Origin of the sequence: Jatrophihabitans sp. GAS493, from assembly GCF_900230215.1 — a bacterium.
GTDB lineage: Bacteria > Actinomycetota > Actinomycetes > Mycobacteriales > Jatrophihabitantaceae > MT45.
Window position 1 is genome coordinate 3,695,118 of sequence record NZ_LT907982.1, and the last position, 14,811, is coordinate 3,709,928.

Genomic DNA, 14,811 nt, shown 5'->3' on the forward strand with positions numbered 1-14,811 from the left:
TAACCGTAGACGAGTCGCAGTTACTAACGTGAATGCCATGACCGAACAGACAACCGCCGTCGTCGTCAGCAGACCGGGTGGCTCCGAGGTGCTCGAAGTGCGCGAGATCGAACTCGCCGCACCGGCTCCGGAGCAGCTGCGAGTGCAGGTCTGCGCCTCCGGCGTCAACTTCGTCGATGTCTACCAGCGTGAGGGCATCTACCCGATCCCCACGCCGTTTCCCCTCGGGATGGAGGGGGCCGGCACCGTCACTGCCGTCGGCGATGCCGTAACCGACATCCAGGTGGGCGACCGGGTGGCCTGGTCGACGGCGCTGGGTTCGCACGCCGCAGCGTTGAACGTGAATGCGGCCGACGTGGTCGCCGTCCCCGACGGGCTGGAGCTGGAGATTGCCGCGGCCGCGATGCTGCAGGGCATGACGGCGCACTATCTCGCGACCTCCACCTACCCGATCCAAGCCGGTGACACCGTATTGGTGCACGCTGCGGCCGGCGGCGTCGGGCAGCTGCTGGTGCAGCTGGCCAGCCGGCGCGGGGCCCGGGTGATCGGCGTGGTCTCGACCGACGCGAAGGCCCAGAAGGCGACGGCGGCCGGGGCCGACGCGGTGCTACGCAGCGAACTCACGGCCGACCCGGCGGCCTTCGCCGCGGCAGTGCGTGACCTGAACGGCGGGGTCGGCGTGCAGGCGGTCTACGACGGTGTCGGCGCGGCCAGCTTTGACGCATCGCTGGCCTCGCTTCGCCGACGCGGGACACTGGCCATCTTCGGCGCGGCCAGCGGGCAGGTGCCACCGTTTGACGTGCAGCGGCTGAATTGGGGTGGCTCACTCTTCGTGACGCGCCCGACCCTGGCCGACTACGTCGCCACGGCCGAGGAGTTCCGCTGGCGCTCCGGGGAGATCCTCAAGGCGCTGGCGGACGGGACGCTGGCGCTGGAGATCGGTGGCCGCTACCCGCTGGCCGACACCTCCACCGCCTACGACGATCTGGAACGGCGGCGCAGCACCGGCAAGCTGATCATCACCCGCTGACGGCGGGCGTGCTGACGCTACGGCCTTCAGTCGAGTCCGGCGCGCAGCTGAGCGGTCAGCTCACCGACCGCGGCGACCCCGGCCGCGTCTGGGCTGTCGAGCAGCTTGCGCACCAGGGCCGACCCCACGATGACGCCGTCGGCGAAGCCGCCGATCTCGCGGGCCTGGCTGGCGTTCGACACCCCGAGACCGACGCAGACCGGGATGTCGCTGACCGCCCGGGTCCGGGTCACCAGCGCCCGGGCCGCGTCCGAGACGTCGGCGCGGGCTCCGGTCACGCCCATCGTCGAGGCGGCATACACGAAGCCCCGGCAACTGGCGGTGGTCGAGCGCAGCCGTGCCTCGGTCGAGGAGGGTGCGACCAGGAAGATGCGGTCGAGAGCGTGCTTGTCGGTCGCGGTGAGCCACTCCGCCGCCTCGTCCGGGATGAAGTCGGGGGTGATCGTCCCCGATCCTCCGGCCGCGGCCAGGTCGGCGCAGTAGCGATCGACCCCGTAGCGATCGATCGGGTTCCAGTAGGACATCACTACCGCCGCGGCGCCGGCGTCGCTGATCGCCCGGACCGCGCGCAGCACGTCCCGCATGGCGACCCCGGCCTCGACGGCCGGTTCGACGGCGGCCTGGATCGTCGGGCCGTCCATCCCGGGATCGCTGTAGGGCACCCCGACCTCGATCACATCGACGCCGTTGGCCACCATGGCCAGCATGGCGTCGATGGAGACCTCCACGCTCGGGAAGCCGACCGGAAGGTAGCCGATGAGGGCGGCCCGACCGCCGGCCTTGGCCTGCTGGAGCACCCGCTGGAGTGGGGTCTGGGCGATGATGTCGGCGCTCATCACTTGACCAGCCCGAAGTAGGCGGAGGCGGTCTCGACGTCCTTGTCGCCCCGGCCGGAGAGGTTCACCAGGATCACCGCATCCGGGCCCAGTTCGCGCCCGACCTTGATGGCACCGGCCAGCGCGTGCGCCGACTCGATCGCCGGGATGATCCCCTCAGTGCGGCAGAGCAGCGAGAAGGCCTCCATCGCCTCGGCGTCGGTGATGGGGCGGTACTCGGCCCGGCCGATGTCGTGCAGGTAGGAGTGCTCAGGTCCGACGCCGGGGTAGTCCAGGCCGGCTGATATCGAGTGCGACTCCACGGTCTGGCCGTTCTCGTCCTGCAGCAGGTACGAGCGCGCGCCATGGAGCACGCCGGGCGTTCCGCCGGTGATGGTGGCCGCGTGCCGACCGGTCTCGACGCCGTCGCCGCCGGCCTCGAATCCGATCAGGCGCACCGCCGGATCGTCGATGAAGGCGGCGAAGATCCCGATCGCGTTACTGCCGCCGCCGACACAGGCGGCGACGACATCGGGCAGGCGTCCGACCCGTTCGAGCACCTGAGCCCGGGCCTCATTGCCGATGACTCGGTGGAATTCACGGACCATTCGCGGAATCGGGTGCGGACCGGCCGAGGTCCCGAAGAGGTAATGGGTGTCATCGACGTTGGCCACCCAGTCCCGGAAGGCCTCGTTGATCGCGTCCTTCAATGTTCGGGATCCGGTGCGCACCGGGACGACCTCGGCGCCGAGCAGTCGCATCCGAGCGACGTTGAGCGCCTGGCGACGGGTGTCCTCCTCACCCATGTAGACGGTGCAGTCGAGGCCGAGCAGGGCCGCTGCGGTCGCCGTCGCGACACCGTGCTGGCCGGCGCCGGTCTCGGCGATAACGCGGGATTTTCCCAGGCGCTGGGTCAGCAGCGCCTGCCCGAGAACGTTGTTGATCTTGTGCGATCCGGTGTGGTTCAGATCCTCGCGCTTGAGCAGAATGCGGGCGCCGCCGGCGTGGCTGCCGAACTTCGGTGCGTCGGTGAGGATCGAGGGACGGCCGGCATAGTCGCGTAGCAGCCGGGTGAGCTCGTCGGTGAAGGTCGGATCGGCGATCGCCGCGTCGAAGGCGAGGGTGAGTTCGTCGAGGGCGGCGACCAGCGCCTCCGGGACGAAGCGCCCTCCGTAGACGCCGAAGTGGCCGGTGGGGTCGGGTACGACAGTGGTCATTGCAGGCTCCAGAAGAGGTCAGAAGGCAGATGGGTGGGGGTGACGCGACGTCACCGGTGCCATCGCCCGCTGTGATTCAGAGCCGCATTCATACCCGACAGCTTAGCGGGCGGAGTAAAGCGCAATTGCTGCGCACTAGAGTGGCGATGTGGTCTTGGCGCTGGGCAGACGTGAGTTCACCGCCAGTGATCTGCTGGTGATGGCGATCGTCAATCGCACCCCGGACTCCTTCTATGATCGCGGCGCGACCTTCGCCTTCGAGGCAGCGCTGGCTCGAGTCGACGAGGTGGTCTCCCAGGGGGCCGACATCGTGGACATCGGCGGGGTCAAGGCGGCGCCGGGCGCCGAGGTCGACACCGCCGAGGAGCTCGATCGAACGGTCAGCTTCGTCGCGGCGGTCCGCGCCCGCCATCCCGACCTGCTGATCAGTGTCGATACCTGGCGCCACGAGGTGGGGCGCGGAGTCTGCGAGGCGGGCGCCGACATCCTCAATGACGCCTGGGGCGGCCACGACCCGAAGCTCGCCGAAGTGGCGGCCGAGTTCGACACAGCGCTCGTCTGCACCCACGCCGGCGGCCTCGAGCCACGCACCCGCCCCCACCGGGTCAGTTACCCGGACGTCATGGCCGACGTACTACGTCGCACCGTCGCTCTGGCCGAACGGGCGACGGCGGCCGGGGTCGACCCTCGGCGAATCCTCATCGACCCCGGTCACGACTTCGGCAAGAACACCCGCCATTCGTTGGAGGTCACCCGTCGCCTGACCGAGATGGTCGACACCGGTTGGCCGGTGCTCGTCTCGCTATCCAACAAGGACTTCGTCGGTGAATCGCTGGACGTGGCCCTGGACGATCGCCTCGTCGGCACGCTGGCCACGACGTCGCTCTGCGCCTGGTTCGGCGCCCAGGTCTTCCGGGCCCACAATGTGGTCGAGACCCGGCAGACGCTGGACATGGTCTCGACGATCCGCGGTACCCGCCAGCCGGTGCGCAACAAGCGCGGGCTGGCCTGAACGGGTGAGCGGTCCCGGCTCGTTCTCCGCGGTACCAACGTTCCACGGCTCGCAGTGGAGCGTCACCGAACTCATCGCCGAGAAGACCGCTCAGGCGACGCGGGTCGCCGTCGTCATCCCGGCCCGCAATGAGGCAGCGACGGTCGGCGCGGTGGTGGGGCAGATTCACAGTGCGCTGATGCGCGCCGCGCCCCTGGTCGACGAGCTGATCGTGATGGATTCGCTCTCCACCGACCAGACCGCGCAGGCGGCCCGAAACGCCGGAGCCGCCGTTCACTCCGTGGCCGACGTACGCCCGGAACTCGGCGTACGCCCGGGGAAGGGCGAGGCGCTCTGGAAGTCCCTCTTCGTTACCGACGCCGAGGTGCTGGTCTTCGTCGATGCCGACCTGCTCGACTGGGGCGTCCACTTCGTCACCGGTCTGCTCGGCCCTTTGCTCAACCATCCGCGGATCGAACTGGTGAAGGGTTTCTACGATCGGCTCTTCGACGACCGTCCCGACGGCGAGGGCCGGGCGGCCAAACCGCAGGGCGGGCGGGTCACCGAACTGGTGGCCCGTCCCCTGTTGACGCTGCGCTGGCCGGAGTTGACCGGGCTGGTGCAGCCTCTGGCCGGTGAGTGGGCGATCCGCCGATCGCTCATAGAAACACTGCCCATTCCTGTCGGCTATGGCATTGAGCTAGCGACCCTCCTCGACACCGCCGCACTGCGCGGCGTCGAGGCGATCGCGCAGGTCGACCTCGGCCGACGCGCGCATCGCCATCAGACGATCCACGATCTGGGCGTGATGGCAACCGAGATCATCGCGGTTGCCGATCGGCGATCCGGCCTGCGCCAACCAGCTGGAGAGGATGAGCAGACCGTACTGCGCCAGTACGAACGGGGCAGCGACAGTCACTGGCTGCAGCGCCGGGTTCCCTTGGGCGAGAGGCCGCCGCGGGCCACCATCGACTGAAGTCAGCGCGTGGTGCGCGGCGTCGCCGGATGCGCCCCAGCGGTTACCAGTTCGGCCACTGCGGCGCGGGGGTCGGCCTTGGTGACCAGCCCCTCGCCAACCAGCACCGCGTCGGCACCGGCCGCTGCGTACTCGATGAGATCGAGCGGTCCGCGCACACCGGACTCGGCGATCTTCACGACGTGCTTGGGCAGGCCGGGAGCAATCCGTTCGAAGGTGGAGCGATCGACCTGAAGGGTGGAGAGGTTGCGTGCGTTGACTCCGATGACCTGAGCGCCGGCGTCCAGGGCACGGCTGGCCTCGTCTTCGGTGTGCACCTCGACCAGCGCGGTCATGCCCAGCGACTCGACCCGCTCCCGCAGCCCGACCAGCGTGTTCTGATCCAGCGCGGCGACGATCAGCAGCACCAGGTCGGCGCCGTTGGCCCGGGCCTCGTGCACCTGATAGGAGCCGACGACGAAGTCCTTGCGCAGCACCGGAATGTCGACCCGGGCTCGGACGGCGCGCAGATCGTCCAGGGAACCGCCGAAGCGTCGCTGCTCGGTAAGGACGCTGATGACCCGTGCTCCACCGGCGGCGTAGTCGGCCGCCAGCGAGGCGGGGTCGGCGATCGAAGCAAGCGCGCCCTTGGACGGACTACGCCGCTTTACCTCCGCAATCACCCCGACTCCAGGGCTCATCAAAGCAGCCAGGGCGTCCTTGGCCGGAGCTGCCGCTGCCGCGCGTTCCTTGAGCTCATCGAGTGACGTCAGCGCCTGACGGGCGGCTACGTCTTCACGCACTCCCGCCACGATCTCCTGCAGAACGTCGGCCATCCCAGTCACCGCCCCCAAACTAATGTGTATAACGCGATGCTAACCAGCCAGCATCGACTCACGTGCATCGGGTAGCGACGGCGGCCACATTTCATGCTGTGGGATCCTCGCCCCGGTCCAGTGATTTCCACAGCGCGAGATCACGGGCCGCCGGTGATAGTTGACCCTCCTCAGCCACCGGGGGCGCCCCCTCTGCGGCGGCGTCCGCGTCGGCGGTGAGCGAGGTACCGGAGAGGTCCTTGGGCGCTTCGTAGCGACGCGACATGGTGGTCCACCGGGGCGCCCGCACGACGACGACGATCGCGGCGAGGATCACCAGCGCACCGGCGACCACTACCAGTAGCGGCCACACGGCGTGGGTCACCACCTGCACGGACGCGTCGACACCGACACCGACACCGGAGTGCGCGGCCTTGACCAGCGCCAGCCCATGCCCGGAGGTGATGGGACGTAGCCCGACGATGCCCTGCCAGACGAGCGCTGCCCCGACCACGACCAGCAGCGCTCCGATCAACTGACGGACCCGGGCCCCGGTCGCCAGCAGCGCGATCGTGGCGGCTAGCGCCACCACGGCCAGCCCGCTCGTCGCCGGCTGTAGCGAATGGCCGCTGGCCAGCAGCACGTCGTCGCTGAGCGGGCGCGGTCGGCTGACGGTGATGCTGCGCCATACCCGGCCCGCCGCGAGCAGTGCGGTGGCCCCGCCGAGGGCCAGCAGCAGCAGTACGACCGCGAGTTCGCGGTAGCTTCCGGCCGGCTTGGCAGACGTCGTCACGAGCTCGGTGAACCGACCGGTCGAAGCGTCTGAGCCGTCGCTATCGCCTGCAGCACGGCTCGTGCTTTGCTGCGGGTCTCCTGGTCTTCGTTGGCCGGGATGCTGTCGGCGACGATGCCGGCCGAGGCCTGTACGTAGGCGATGTGATCACGGATCACGGCGGTGCGGATCGCTATCGCCAGGTCGAGATCACCGGCGGCATCGAGGTAACCGACGGCTCCTCCGTAGATGCCGCGCCGGACCGGTTCGAGCTCGTCGATCAACTCCATCGCCCGCACCTTGGGCGCGCCGGTCAGCGTCCCGGCCGGGAAGGTGGCGGTGAGTACGTCAAAGGCGTCCTTACCCTCGGCCACCTCACTCTGAACGCTGGAGACGATGTGCCAGACATGGCTGTACCGCTCGATGGCCCCGAACTCGACGACCTCGACCGAGCCCTGCTTGGAGATTCGCCCGAGGTCGTTGCGGGCCAGATCGACCAGCATGATGTGCTCGGCCTGTTCCTTCGGGTCATTCATCAGCTCGGCGGCCAGCGCGGCGTCGGCCTCAGGTGTGGTGCCCCGACGCCGGGTGCCGGCGATCGGATGCAGCACCGCCCGTCGCTCGGTGACGGTGACCAGGGCCTCTGGGCTGCAGCCGACGATGTCGAAGTCGTCGAGCTTCATGAAGTACATGTAGGGCGACGGGTTGAGCGTCCGGAGCACGCGGTAGATGTCGAAGGAATCCGCGTCGGTCGGGACCTCGAAGCGCTGCCCGATCTGGATCTGGAAGACCTCACCGGCCCGCACCGCCTCCAACGCCCGCTCGACCGCGGGCTGATAGTGACCGTCGGGCGTGCGGGAGGTCGCCGGCGGGGCGAGGACCGGCTCCGAGGTGGCGATCGTGGACTCGGCCGAGGTCGCCAGCGCCTCCTGCATCGCGTCCAGACGGGCGATCGCGTCGTCGTAGGCGGCGTCGAGCTCAGCGTCGCTCAGCTGCGGGTTGACGAACGCGTTGGCGATGAGAACGACGTTGCATTCGTGGTGGTCCACGGCTGCCAGGTCGGTCACCAGCAGCATGGTCAGCTCCGGGAAGCCGAGATCGTCGACGGCGTCTTCGGGCAGCCGCTCGATTCGCCGGACGACGTCGTAGGAGAGGTGGCCGACGAATCCGCCGGTGAGTGGAGGTAGGCCCTCCAGGCGAGGACCCTTGATCGCCCGCCACGCCGCCCCGAGCGCCTGCAGCGGATCGGCGTCTTCGCCGACCCCCTCCGGTACGAGGCCGGTCCAGCTGGCGCGGCCATCCCTGCTGCTCAGCGTGGAGACGGAGTTGACCCCGACGAAGGACCAGCGTGAAAACGATCGACCCGGTTCGGCCGACTCGAGCAGGAAGGTTCCGGTGCGCCCGGCGGCGAGTTTGCGGTACACCCCGACCGGCGTCTCGGCGTCGGCGAAGAGGGTACGGGTGATCGGGACCATCCGATGGGTCTGGGCCAGCTCGCGCAGCTCGTCCCGCTTGATGCTCACGAGCTGACCTCGAGAACGCCGGCGTCGAAGCAGGTGCGATCGCCGGTGTGGCAGGCCGCACCGATCTGATCGACCTTCACCAGCAGCGAGTCGGCGTCGCAGTCGAGCGCCACCGATTTGACGTACTGGGCATGGCCGGAGGTGGCGCCCTTGACCCAGTACTCGCCGCGGGAACGCGACCAGTAGGTGGCTCGGCCGGTGGTGAGCGTGCGGTGCAGCGCCTCGTCGTCCATCCAGCCGACCATCAGGACCTCATCGGTGTCGTACTGCTGCACGACGGCCACGACGAGGCCGGCGGCGTCGCGTTTCAGCCGGGCCGCGATCGCCGGGTCCAGGGCCGAGGGGTTGCTCATGGCACCAATTCTGCCTGCTCCGCCAAACTGTGTTTACCGCGCGGTATTCGACACCCACCGGTGACGCGTCGACTACGGCGCGACGTCCGCCGCGACGGGCAGGACGACCGTGACCAGGCTGCCGTCGGAGACGGAGCTCTCGAAGGTGACCGTGCCGTGATGCGCCTCGACGATCGAGGCGACGATCGACAGACCGAGACCGCTGCCGCCGCGGGCACGGGTACGCGCCTTGTCGGCCCGCCAGAATCGTCCGAAGACCTGCGACGCCTCCTCCGGCGGAAGGCCGGGCCCACTGTCCTTGACCTGGAAGACGGTGGAATCTCCGTCGCGCGCCGCCCGTACTGCGATGGGGCCGGCCGGGTCGGTGTGGATGGCGGCGTTGGTGATGAGGTTTCGAAGCACCCGCAGTAGCTGGTCCCGGTCGCCCACCAGCATCAACCCGGGCTGGGCCGATACGTCGATGCGACGCAACGGGTAGGCGGCGCGAGCGCCCATCACCGCATCGTCGACCAGCTCACCGGCGTCGATCAATTCCCGATGAATCACGCTGCCCCGATCGCTGCGGGCCAGGATCAGCAGATCGTCGACCAGCCGCGACATACGGGTGCCCTCCGATTCGATGCGATCCAGCGCGTCGGCGCTCGCCGCGGCACTCTCCTGCGCGCCGCTCTGGCGGCGCATCCGGGCCAGTTCGGCGTAGCCACGGATCGAGGTGAGCGGTGTGCGCAGTTCGTGTGAGGCGTCGGCCAGGAACTGGCGCATCCTGGCCTCGCTCTCGACCCGAGCTCCGAACTCCTCCTCGACTGCGCTGAGCAGCGTGTTCACCGAAGTGGCCAGCTGCCCCACCTCGGTCTCCGGTTCAGTGACGTCGACCCGGCGATTCAGGCCGCCGCCCTCGGGCGACAGCTCGGCGGTGACGGTCTGGGCGGTGCGCGTGACCTTGTGCAGTTGGCGCAGGCTGAGCCGCACGCCGTACGTGGTAAGCAGGAAGGCGATGACGATCGCACCGGCGCCGATGCTCAACTCCAGGACGATCAGCCGGTGCAGAGTGGTATCCACCTCGCCGGTCCACAGGCCGGTGATGACGATGAACCCCCGGTTCGGCACCGCCACCGCGCGCAGGCTCACGCCGTTGGTGGTGCGAACCGACTGAGGCTCATTCGGGTGCGCCAGCAGCTGCTGGGTGTCTTCGGCGCTGGTATGCAGCACAATCACGTCTGAGTCGGCCTCAGCCGTCAGGCTCACGGGTTCGCCGTTGGCCTGGTAGATCGCCAGCCACTGCTTCTGAGGGCCGTGGACTCCCGTGGTCCCGGTGAGCGGGGGGCAATGCCCGAAGGTCAAACAGTCCGCGAGTGAACTCGACGCGGGCTGGGCGACGCTCTGTAGCTGCTGATCGAGCCGATCGGTGAGGAAGATATTGAGCGCCACGTAGGTCGAGGCTCCGACCGCCATGACGATGAGGGCTACTAGGGCGACGACCCCGGTGGTGAGCCGAGCTGAGAGGGTTCGCGGCAGCAGGCGGTAGACGATGCCGCGGCGGCGAGTCGTGCCGTCTGGCGGCGGCACATTCTCGAACGGCACTGCATCGATGTGACCGGTCACGCCTTCGGGCTCGACACTCATCTCGAGTTCGCTCGGGTCAACCCATTCGGGTGCTGCTACTTCCGGGGACTTACTCCACCTCACGTCCGCGGAGCTTTGATCACGTACCCGGCGCCGCGCACGGTGTGGATGAGCTTCGGCTCAACCGCGTCGACCTTCTTGCGCAGGTACCCGATGTAGAGCTCGACGATGTTGGACTGTCCCTGGAAGTCGTACTTCCAGACCCGGTCGAGGATCTGGGCCTTGGAGAGGACGACGCGGTTGTTGCGCATCAGGTAGCGCAGCAGCTCGAACTCGGTCGCGGTGAGGTGAACCTCCTCGCCGGCCCGGGTCACCTCATGGCTGTTCTCATCCAGTTCGAGGTCGGCGATCTGAAGCACGCCCGGGCGCGCCGTATCGGGTGACGAACGACGCAACACCGCATGGACCCGGGCCAGTAGCTCTTCGACGCTGAATGGCTTGACCACGTAGTCGTCGGCTCCGGCCCGCAGCCCACCGATGCGGTCGTGCGCGGTGTCACGGGCGGTGAGGAAGATGACCGGCACCTGGGAACCGGCGCTGCGCAGGTTGGAGAGCACGCCCAGTCCGTCCATCCCGGGCATCATGACGTCCAGGACAACCAGGTCGGGGTCGCTCTCGGCCACGGCGGCTAGCGCCGAGGGCCCGCTGTCGGCGGTGACCGTGTCGAACCCGTCGAAACGTAGGGCAGAAGAGACCAGGTGGGTGACGTTCTCTTCGTCGTCCACTACAAGGACCCGACGCCTTTTTTCGGCTGCAGCGGTCACTGAGAACTCCCTAATCTTGCAGTCGCTAACTTTTGGCTGTGTCCAGCCTGAGCGTCGCGTCTGAGTTTAAGATGGTAGTTGTCTGTGATTATCCTAAGCAGACGAAACTAATCAAGTTAGCCAGATCCGGGTCGCAGCCCGTCGAAAGGTCGGTGGCTGGAAGCTAGGCGTTCGGATTGGGGTCGATCGGCGAGCCGCCCACCGACTCCAGCAGCGAAAGATCGGCCAGCGGCTCCTCAGCCGCCGGCTCAGCGGCGGCGCGGCGGGACTTGCGCCGTGACGTCACCTTGTCGTTCGCCTCCTGCTGCTCGAATCGCCAGTCGTGCACCCAGTGGTAGGACGCCGGCAGCAACCCCATCACGATCGCGCCGAAGGTGGTGATCACCAGCATCAACGGCACTTCCGGGTCACCGCTGGAGGTGTCCAGCAGAAAGTCGACCGCCACGACCAGCGACAGCAGCTGCCCGAGGAGGAAGAACCAGCGGCGACGCTGCGACAGGAACCAGCCGATACTGACGATGATCGCGACCAGGTAGACGAGCGCCACCACCCCGGCGAAGGCCTCGCCCAGGCGAGAATTGGTGATGTCCGGCGGGTCGACCGGGAAGACGGTGCCGTGCATCAGGAAGATCGCCGAGTACGTCAACAAGAACGGAATCGGGGCTACCCCACAGGCGATAGCACCGATGACGACGGGAGGAGTGTCCTTGAGGTCGTCCTCGCTAAACATGCATCCTCCTCGACCAACGTACGTAACAGTCTGTTACCTACCAGACAGTAACGTTGATTCGCCTGTAACGCACCCTCTTGCGGGCGCAATCCTCCTCGATGAAGATACGCGGTCGCCGCGACTTCAGCGCGTCGGAATTCCGCCCGCCCGCAGGGCCGCCTTCACCTCGCCGATCTTGATCTCCCCGAAATGGAAGACACTGGCCGCAAGGACCGCGTCGGCACCGGCGGCGACGGCCGGCAGGAAGTCCCCGACGTCCCCGGCGCCACCACTGGCGATCACCGGGACGCCGACCGCGGCCCGAGCCAGGGTGATGAGCTCCAGGTCATAACCGTTCTTGGTGCCGTCGGCATCCATCGAGTTCAACAAGATCTCGCCGGCGCCGAGTTCGGCCGCTCGGGTCGCCCACTCGATGGCATCGATGCCGGTGCCGCGCCGTCCGCCGTGGGTGGTCACCTCGAAGCCGCTCGGTGTCAACGCGCTCTCCTCGGTGGCGAGGACGCGACGGGCGTCGACCGAGAGCACCAGGACTTGGTTTCCGAATCGGTGGGCGATCTCGCGCAGCAGCTCCGGTCGGGCGATCGCCGCAGTGTTGACACCGACCTTGTCGGCCCCGGCCCGCAGTAACGCGTCCACGTCCTCGACTGAGCGGACACCGCCGCCGACGGTCAACGGGATGAAGACCTGCTCGGCCGTGCGGCGCACCATGTCGTAGGTCGTCTCGCGCTGCGAGGAGGACGCGGTGATGTCGAGGAACGTCAGCTCGTCGGCGCCCTCGTCGTTGTATCGGCGAGCCAGCTCAACCGGGTCCCCGGCGTCACGCAGATCAGCGAAGTTGACTCCCTTGACCACGCGACCGGCGTCGACGTCCAGACAGGGGATGACTCGTACCGCGACAGACATTCCTCAAGTCTCCCATTCGTGCTGAACTCAGAAAGGCAACCGGCGCGCGCTAGCGGACCGAATCAAGCGCTTCGGGCAGCGTGAAGGCGCCGGCGTAGAGCGCCTTCCCGACGATCGCCCCCTCGACTCCGAGGTCGGTCAGCGCAGCGATGGCCCGCAGGTCATCCAGCGAGGAGACTCCCCCGCTGGCCACGACGGGCTTGTCGGTGGCCGCGCAGACATTGCGCAGGAGCTCCAGGTTCGGGCCGGTGAGGGTGCCGTCGCGGTGCACGTCGGTCACCACGTAGCGGGCGCAGCCGTCGGCGTCCAACCGGGCCAGCGTCTCGTAGAGGTCACCACCGGACTCGGTCCACCCACGGGCGGCCAGGGTCGTCCCCCGCACATCGAGGCCGACCGCGATCTTGTCGCCGTGCTTCGCGATGGCTGAACGCACCCAATCCGGCGACTCAAGAGCAGCGGTGCCGAGATTCACCCGCGCGGCGCCAGTGGCCAGTGCGGCCTCCAGCGAAGCATCGTCACGAATTCCACCGGAGAGCTCCACCGCGACGTCCAGCTTGGCGACGACGCCGGCCAGCATCTCGCGATTGGATCCCCGCCCGAAGGCGGCGTCGAGGTCGACGAGGTGGATCCACTCGGCGCCGTCCCGCTGCCAGGTCAGGGCCGCCTCGAGCGGATCACCGTAGGAGGTTTCGCTGCCGGCCTCCCCCTGGACCAGACGGACTGCGGCTCCGTCGGCGACATCGACGGCCGGAAGTAGGACGAGACTCATGGTGGCGCCTTTCAAAACTGTTTGCGATTGACGATGAAGGCGATCAGCACCGGCGAGGCGACGACACAGATCAGCGCTACGACGAGGACCTCGCGCAGCGACCAGGTGAAGAGGTAGGTGACCAGCAGTACGCACATGAGCAGCGTGCCGAGCGCAGCCCAGCGCTCCCGGTTGCGCTTGTACTGCGAGCCATGCTGCCAGAGCCGAACTCGCCGCCACAGCAGCGCCCGCCGCTCCCGCCGGTGCCGCCGCTGCGCCTCGGCGGCCTGCTTGGCCGCCTGCTCGGCCTGCCGCTGGGCTAGCAACGCCTGCTGGGCCGCCTGACGCTGCTCACGAGTGCGGGCCCGCTCCTTACTCATGGCGGCTCATCGGCGGCTCATCGGTGTCGCGCCGTCACAGCGTGGCCAGCCAGTTGCCCAGCACCACCGCGCCAGCGTCGGCCGACTTCTCCGGGTGGAACTGGGTGGCGCTCACAACTCCGTGCTCGACCGCCGCGACGAAGTCCTCGCCGTGGTGGGCGGTGGTGACCAGCCCGTCGGTGTGGTGGACGGCGTAGGAGTGGACGAAGTAGAAGCGGGTCTGTGGATCCAGCCCGGCGAAGAGCACCGAGTCGGCCGGCGGGGTCACCGTGTTCCACCCCATGTGCGGCAGGATCGGGGCCTGCAGCAGTTCGACCCGCCCGCTGAGCACGTCCAGTCCTTCGGATTCGATCCCGTGCTCGACGCCGGCGCTGAAGAGCACTTGCATACCGACACAGATTCCGAGAACCGGACGCTCGGCGGCGACGCGCTTCTGCAGGATTTCGCGGGCATTCACGCCGTCCAGACCGGCCATGCAGGCGGCGAAGGCACCGACACCCGGCACCACCAGTCCGGCGGCCTCGATTGCGGCCCCCTCATCGGCGGTGACCGTCACCTCGGCCCCGACGCGCTGCAGCGCGCGGTAGGCCGAATGCAGATTGCCGGAACCGTAGTCGAGGACGACGACGCGCTTCAGAGCACACCCTTGGTCGAGGGAATGCCGTGCACGCGCGGGTCGGGCTCGGCGGCGGCCCGCAGGGCCCGGGCGACGGCCTTGTACTGGGCCTCGGTGATGTGGTGCCAGTCCCGCCCGCCGTGCACGGTGACGTGCAGGGCGATCGCTGCGTGGTAGGTGAATGACTCGAAGACGTGCCGGGTCAGCGTGGTGGCGTAGTCCGGGCCGATCGTCGGCGGCGCGCCGTCGGGCTCACGGTGCACGAGGTACGGACGACCGGAGAGATCGACCGCGGCCTGCACGAGCGCCTCGTCCATCGGGATCATCGCGTCACCGAAGCGTCGGATGCCGCGCTTCTCACCGGCGGCCTGGGCAAACGCCTGCCCGAGTGCGATCGCGGCATCCTCCACCGTGTGGTGGGCGTCGATGTGAGTATCACCCTCAACCTGGACCCGCAGGTCGAAGAGCCCGTGCTTTCCGAAGGAGGTGAGCATGTGGTCGTAGAAACCGACACCGGTGGAGATCTCGGTGGTGCCGGTTCCGTCGAGATTGATCTCGACCATCACCTTCGTCTCA

Annotated in this window: 17 protein-coding genes; 3 read left to right on the forward strand and 14 right to left on the reverse strand. The window is 68.2% G+C overall.

Features of this window, described 5'->3' with window-relative positions:
• Positions 1 to 37 precede the first annotated feature (37 nt).
• The gene (locus tag CPH63_RS17175) at positions 38 to 1,030 is read left to right on the forward strand and encodes a quinone oxidoreductase (protein WP_096304034.1); all 993 of its coding nucleotides are present in this window, start codon (positions 38 to 40) and stop codon (positions 1,028 to 1,030) included.
• A gap of 26 nt (positions 1,031 to 1,056) precedes the next feature.
• Here CPH63_RS17175 and trpA read toward each other — a convergent pair whose 3' ends face one another.
• Together trpA and trpB are read right to left on the reverse strand one after the other, a co-directional pair.
• The gene (gene trpA / locus CPH63_RS17180) at positions 1,057 to 1,866 is read right to left on the reverse strand and encodes a tryptophan synthase subunit alpha (RefSeq protein ID WP_096304035.1); all 810 of its coding nucleotides are present in this window, start codon (positions 1,864 to 1,866) and stop codon (positions 1,057 to 1,059) included.
• Positions 1,866 to 3,062, reverse strand: coding sequence for a tryptophan synthase subunit beta (trpB, locus tag CPH63_RS17185; RefSeq protein WP_096304036.1), 1,197 nt, complete (start codon positions 3,060 to 3,062; stop codon positions 1,866 to 1,868). Before trpB ends, trpA begins: the two co-directional genes overlap by 1 nt.
• 199 nt (positions 3,063 to 3,261) lie before the next feature.
• Between trpB and folP the strand changes: the two genes are divergently transcribed.
• Both folP and CPH63_RS17195 read left to right on the forward strand, forming a co-directional pair.
• Positions 3,262 to 4,074, forward strand: a complete 813-nt coding sequence (gene folP / locus CPH63_RS17190; RefSeq protein ID WP_096305239.1) for a dihydropteroate synthase — start codon at positions 3,262 to 3,264, stop codon at positions 4,072 to 4,074.
• Positions 4,075 to 4,078: 4 nt separating this feature from the next.
• On the forward strand, positions 4,079 to 5,029 hold the full coding sequence (locus tag CPH63_RS17195; protein WP_197704408.1) for a glucosyl-3-phosphoglycerate synthase: 951 nt from the start codon (positions 4,079 to 4,081) through the stop codon (positions 5,027 to 5,029).
• Positions 5,030 to 5,031: 2 nt separating this feature from the next.
• Here the strand turns inward: CPH63_RS17195 and trpC are convergent, their stop codons facing one another.
• The 12 genes from trpC to hisB form a co-directional block, all read right to left on the reverse strand.
• Positions 5,032 to 5,844, reverse strand: coding sequence for an indole-3-glycerol phosphate synthase TrpC (gene trpC, locus CPH63_RS17200; RefSeq protein WP_096304038.1), 813 nt, complete (start codon positions 5,842 to 5,844; stop codon positions 5,032 to 5,034).
• Positions 5,845 to 5,935: 91 nt separating this feature from the next.
• Positions 5,936 to 6,616 (reverse strand): Trp biosynthesis-associated membrane protein, encoded by a 681-nt coding sequence (locus CPH63_RS17205; protein WP_096304039.1) that lies wholly within the window; start codon positions 6,614 to 6,616, stop codon positions 5,936 to 5,938.
• Positions 6,613 to 8,070, reverse strand: a complete 1,458-nt coding sequence (locus tag CPH63_RS17210) for an anthranilate synthase component I (RefSeq protein ID WP_371365008.1) — start codon at positions 8,068 to 8,070, stop codon at positions 6,613 to 6,615. The genes CPH63_RS17205 and CPH63_RS17210 overlap by 4 nt, the downstream gene beginning before the upstream one ends.
• Positions 8,071 to 8,114: 44 nt before the next feature.
• Entirely contained in the window at positions 8,115 to 8,471 is a 357-nt protein-coding gene (gene hisI, locus CPH63_RS17215) for a phosphoribosyl-AMP cyclohydrolase (protein WP_096304041.1), read from the reverse strand.
• 72 nt (positions 8,472 to 8,543) lie between these two features.
• Positions 8,544 to 10,094 carry a cell wall metabolism sensor histidine kinase WalK gene (locus CPH63_RS17220; protein WP_096304042.1) on the reverse strand — a complete coding sequence of 517 codons (1,551 nt, stop codon included), beginning with the start codon at positions 10,092 to 10,094 and terminating at the stop codon, positions 8,544 to 8,546.
• A gap of 59 nt (positions 10,095 to 10,153) precedes the next feature.
• A complete protein-coding gene (locus CPH63_RS17225) occupies positions 10,154 to 10,819 on the reverse strand; it encodes a response regulator transcription factor (protein WP_305778084.1) in 666 nt (221 codons plus the stop codon).
• A 202-nt stretch (positions 10,820 to 11,021) separates the two neighbouring features.
• Positions 11,022 to 11,588: a hypothetical protein gene (locus CPH63_RS17230; protein ID WP_096304044.1), complete on the reverse strand. Its 567-nt coding sequence runs from the start codon at positions 11,586 to 11,588 to the stop codon at positions 11,022 to 11,024.
• A gap of 123 nt (positions 11,589 to 11,711) precedes the next feature.
• Complete coding sequence (hisF, locus tag CPH63_RS17235) at positions 11,712 to 12,491, reverse strand: imidazole glycerol phosphate synthase subunit HisF (RefSeq protein ID WP_096304045.1); 780 nt, start codon at positions 12,489 to 12,491, stop codon at positions 11,712 to 11,714.
• Positions 12,492 to 12,540: 49 nt separating this feature from the next.
• Positions 12,541 to 13,260 carry a bifunctional 1-(5-phosphoribosyl)-5-((5-phosphoribosylamino)methylideneamino)imidazole-4-carboxamide isomerase/phosphoribosylanthranilate isomerase PriA gene (priA, locus tag CPH63_RS17240; RefSeq protein ID WP_096304046.1) on the reverse strand — a complete coding sequence of 240 codons (720 nt, stop codon included), beginning with the start codon at positions 13,258 to 13,260 and terminating at the stop codon, positions 12,541 to 12,543.
• Between the two features lie 11 nt (positions 13,261 to 13,271).
• Entirely contained in the window at positions 13,272 to 13,619 is a 348-nt protein-coding gene (locus CPH63_RS17245) for a hypothetical protein (RefSeq protein ID WP_096304047.1), read from the reverse strand.
• 34 nt (positions 13,620 to 13,653) lie between these two features.
• Complete coding sequence (hisH, locus tag CPH63_RS17250) at positions 13,654 to 14,256, reverse strand: imidazole glycerol phosphate synthase subunit HisH (protein ID WP_096304048.1); 603 nt, start codon at positions 14,254 to 14,256, stop codon at positions 13,654 to 13,656.
• Positions 14,253 to 14,798, reverse strand: a complete 546-nt coding sequence (gene hisB / locus CPH63_RS17255; RefSeq protein ID WP_157749746.1) for an imidazoleglycerol-phosphate dehydratase HisB — start codon at positions 14,796 to 14,798, stop codon at positions 14,253 to 14,255. The genes hisH and hisB overlap by 4 nt, the downstream gene beginning before the upstream one ends.
• Positions 14,799 to 14,811: the final 13 nt, after the last annotated feature.